This window comes from Neobacillus muris, from assembly GCF_943193175.1.
In the GTDB taxonomy this organism is placed as follows: domain Bacteria; phylum Bacillota; class Bacilli; order Bacillales; family Cytobacillaceae; genus Neobacillus; species Neobacillus muris.
Window position 1 is genome coordinate 1 of sequence record NZ_CALPDF010000078.1, and the last position, 4609, is coordinate 4609.

Below are 4609 nucleotides of genomic sequence, written 5' to 3' on the forward strand. Positions count from 1 at the left end.
TTAATTGTACTAGTATTAGAAGTAGTTATTAACGTATCTTACGATAACAACTACTTCTTTTTTATTTCCTCATAGAATCATTATGTGTACTATGAAATTCATGTATATAAAGTATCCTAAGAAATCAGGGGGTGGTAATGTTGAAAGTACAAGAGGTTCTTATTCAAGAGAAGAAAAGATATCTGTTAATTGACAAGGATGGCTGTCCTGTCATACCGGTTGCAAAGTATATAAAGTATTTAGATAACATTGGAAAAGCTGAAAACACACTAAAATCATACTGTTACCATCTAAAGCTTTACTTTCAATTCCTAGAGGAGTGTGGATTAGAATATCAAGAAGTAAACCTTGATATTTTGGCTCAGTTCATCGGATGGCTGAGAATTCCTGATCAATCTACAAAAGTCATTTATTTTGAAGAAACCTTAGCGAAACGATCAGAAAAAACGGTCAATACCGTCATAACATGTGTCATAGGGTTCTATGACTATTTGACTCGTAATGAGGATTACGAAGGAAATGTAAATGATCAGTTAAAAAAGCAAGCCCCAGGGCGTTTTAAGACTTTTAAACCTTTCCTCCATCACATTACAAAAGGGAATTCATACGATAAAAACATTTTAAAGATTAAGGAACCAAAGCGTTTAATCAAAACTTTGAGTAAAAATCAAATCCAAGTGATCCATGATGCATGCAGCAATATACGTGATGCATTATTATTCCGTATATTATATGAAGGAGGATTACGGATTGGAGAGGCTCTTTCTTTGTGGGTAGAGGATTTTGAAATAGGTAAAAACGCTATTACGGTGAGGAAATCCAAAACATCAGATGGAGAAAAACGAAAAGTTTATGTGTCTATTGAGACTATGAATCTCTTTCAAGATTATCTAATAGACTATCATTCTTACGAAATTGATAGCAATTATGTTTTTATCACCTTAACTGGACCAAATCGTGGTAAACCAATGACTGATGGTTCTGTACGTTCTTTAATTAAACGGATGAAGAAAAAAACAGGAATAGATTTTACCCCTCATATGCTCCGGCATACATATGCCACAGAGTTACATGCAGCAGGAGTAGATATTGCCATCATACAGAGGTTATTAGGGCATGCACACGTTCAAACAACCATACAGACTTATATCCATGCATCCGATGAAACCATACGTGAAAGCTGGGAACAAGCTCATTCAAATAAAAAAATGGGAAGAAGAGATAAATAATGATACAGAGCACATTCAAAATAAAACCCCTTCCCCACCATCTGGAACAGATAAATGAACCATTGAATGGATATTGGGCAAATGATGTGTGGGATGTACAGGAATGCCCCTTCTTGGATAAACATTATGATTGGAATAGAAAATTGATTTTTGATAAGGTACACAATCTTAGATTAAAAAATGAATTAAAATATTATTTTTATAAGGGGTTACAGGAGACAAGGATTTCGATTATCTATGCTTTTATGCATTATTCTCCATGTCTTAAAGTTTTTACAGAATTTATCTCTCGATATTATGCTGATTTAGATTCTATTATTGATATTCCGAAAGAAAAGTTTCTATTAGAGTATCGAACATTTCTTGTAGAGAAAGGAAAGTCAGTTGAGATTGTACACCGGAAAAAGTCATCACCATGGATGTCACCAACCGTTCAACCATCATTGTATATTAGACTATTTCTTCAAATTTATGAATTTTATTATCACTTTTATGATAAACGAGAAGAAACAGATAAGGATTGTTGGGATGTACGAAAATTAAAGATTAATTATAACAATACAATCAGTAGATATTCATTAGACTTTTCGAAGGTTCCGCAACCTTATAGACAATTATTTAAAAAATATATAAAGACTCGCCTAGTAGTTCAGCAATCCATTAGCTTTTCTACAGCAATATGTTATTTAAATAGACTTTCGTTTTTCTTCACCTTTTTGAAGGATAAACATCCTGAGTGGAAAGAATTAAACCAGCTATCCAGAATAGATATTGAGGAGTATATTGAATACTTGCGACATTCCACTATTAAAAAGGGAAAATATTTAATTAATCCAGATCACAATTATGTAAATCGTTTTTTAATAGACCTTAAAACGTTTATCTCATACATACAGAAATTCGAATGGGAGGAAGCTCCGACAAAGTCAGTTATTTCACTATTGTCAATTGAGGATATCCCTAAAAAGAAAAGAGCAAAAGCTGATGAAATTAAATATATTCCGGATGAAGTATGGGAACAGTTAGTTTACCATATTAACGAACTTTCCTCAGAACATATACCTATAATTCTTCTAATGGAAGCAACAGGTTTTCGTATTAGTGACGTTTTATCACTTAAAATTGACTGCTTAGTAAATCAAGAAGATGGCTGGTGGATTATCGGAGATCAAAGGAAAGTAAGTTATAAAAATCATAAAGTTCCTATTTCAGAAGAAATTGCTAATGTTGTCTTAGCGCAGCAAGAACTTACAAAAAAGAGATCCACTTTGGATACGAACCCTAAGAAATATTTGTTTCCAACACTTAAAGGGAAAAGGATGGGTAATCCCATATCGCAGGATTCCATTAAGTTGAACCTTAATAAACTAGCTAACAGATGTAATATTAAGGACAAGGAAGGAGAAATTTATTGGTTTAAAAATCATGCGTTTCGACACCGTTACGGTGTTAATTTGATTAATAACGGAATGAATATCCTTCATGTTCAAAAACTGATGGCACATGCCAGTCCTGAAATGACATTAGTCTATGCCCAAATTCATGACCAGACACTCCGTGATGAATGGGAAAAGGCTCGAGATAATGGCGCAGTAAGACTAGATACTCATGGAGAAGTTATTGTCGCTGATTTAGCTCAACAGGCTCAAGAAAATGGAGTTGAACTGGAGTGGATACGTCACAATATGGACTCCATTCGTTTAGATCATGGGTTTTGTGTAAAAAGCCCAAAACTTCATTGTGATTTTCTTGAACAGACATTGGAACCACCATGTATTAAAAACAACTGCCGAAGTTTTCACGTTGACAAGACTTTTCTCGACTATTATCAAGAACAGATATCTAAAATGGAAGCTGATATTGAAGTATACAAAAAATCCGGAAGGTTACGTTCCATTGAGTTAATTGAACCCAAATTAAAAAGATATAAAAAATTAGCAAATGGTTTACTACATACTGGCGGTATCTTTGGTTTAGATAAAACAAGACGTGAGTATGTTGGTGATGAACGTGAGAAGGTGATGCAAAATGTCTAATGAAAACCCAAATACCGAAGGTATTATAAAACATGCGAAATTGAAAACGGAAAAGACCATTCAAAAAGTTGAAGATGCCATCAAAAAGATGATAAAAAAACAAATGAGAATCAATTTTAACTCTGTATCTGAAGAATCAGGGGTTTCAAAGGCATTTCTATACAGAAATACAGAACTCCGAGATCGAATCGAAACACTTCGCAAACAACAAGAAGGTCTCCCCTCAATAAAACAAGCTAAAAGGAATATGAGTGACGCATCAAAAGATGTAGTTATTGCTTCCTTACGGAAGAGAATCAAAGATTTAGAGAAGGAAAATAAAGAAATTAAAGAACAAATGAAAATTCAATTTGGGAAGATTTATGAGGGAATTTAAGTTCAACGATTTTTCCCCTCCCATGTTTGATATTTTTTTGTGTAATATGACGATGCCATTAAAGGATAAGTTCGATGTCCTTTTCATTCTACAATAGGGCAAGATTTTTGAAGAAAGAAGTAATTCAAAAATTGATTGAAACAGTGGAAACAAGTTTGTTTTATAGATGTTACAATTAATAAAAATTATTTGTTCTTGTGGGAGAACATTATATAGAAAGGAGAAACTAAAGCTATGGTCAATATGAGTACATCAACTATTCAAAGTTTCGATAGAATAATAGAAAGAAAAATACGTTACGACTCCACAATTGTGGAACATAGCTGTATACTGTTAAAAGCAAAAAATCAAAATGTCGTGCTTTTTCATAAAATACTAGATTCCTTTACGATGATAGCAAACCAAAATAAATTAACTATTCCTAAAGGTAGTTATACACTCGCATATTACTGGAAAGATCGTCCATATAATTTGTATATTTGGAGAGATAAAACTGGGAATTATTTAGGTTCCTATTTTAATATCGTAAAAAATACATATATGACAGATAAGTTAGTATCTTTTGAGGATTTGATTATTGATATTATGGTTCTTCCTAATGGAGACTACTTTATATTAGACGAGGATGAGTTACCTGAGCCATTAAATCAATTTGAGAATGGGTTTGCCCATCAAGCTCTAAATTCATTAACGGATACCATTGATATACTTCTTTCTCAAACTATTTCGGAAACTGAGAGCACCTTTAAGCATGAAGAACTTCTTCCTTGGTTGAATAACGGATGACATTCTGGAAGGTTATATTTATACTTTGATTTTCGGCATTAAGGCGCGTTAATGGAAGATGATGGCTAACGACTTTAAATCGTTAGTCGTCATTTTTAAATCATTCTTTAAATACATGTCTATAATGAAAGAACACACTTAAATTCTAACTTTTTTATAAAAAGGTATTGATAACCAGCCGT

Annotated in this window: 4 protein-coding genes; all 4 read left to right on the top strand. The window is 32.9% G+C overall.

Annotated features, from left to right (window positions below):
* The first annotated feature begins 137 nt into the window (after positions 1-137).
* The 4 genes from NFS43_RS24185 (at position 138) to NFS43_RS24200 (ending at position 4427) form a co-directional block, all read left to right on the top strand.
* A complete protein-coding gene (locus NFS43_RS24185) occupies positions 138-1229 on the top strand; it encodes a tyrosine-type recombinase/integrase (protein ID WP_251555539.1) in 1092 nt (363 codons plus the stop codon).
* A complete protein-coding gene (locus NFS43_RS24190; RefSeq protein WP_251555540.1) occupies positions 1229-3265 on the top strand; it encodes a tyrosine-type recombinase/integrase in 2037 nt (678 codons plus the stop codon). The genes NFS43_RS24185 and NFS43_RS24190 overlap by 1 nt, the downstream gene beginning before the upstream one ends.
* Positions 3258-3641 carry a DUF6262 family protein gene (locus NFS43_RS24195; RefSeq protein WP_251555541.1) on the top strand — a complete coding sequence of 128 codons (384 nt, stop codon included), beginning with the start codon at positions 3258-3260 and terminating at the stop codon, positions 3639-3641. The genes NFS43_RS24190 and NFS43_RS24195 overlap by 8 nt, the downstream gene beginning before the upstream one ends.
* 234 nt (positions 3642-3875) lie before the next feature.
* Positions 3876-4427: a ribonuclease FAU-1 family protein gene (locus NFS43_RS24200; protein WP_251555542.1), complete on the top strand. Its 552-nt coding sequence runs from the start codon at positions 3876-3878 to the stop codon at positions 4425-4427.
* Positions 4428-4609: the final 182 nt, after the last annotated feature.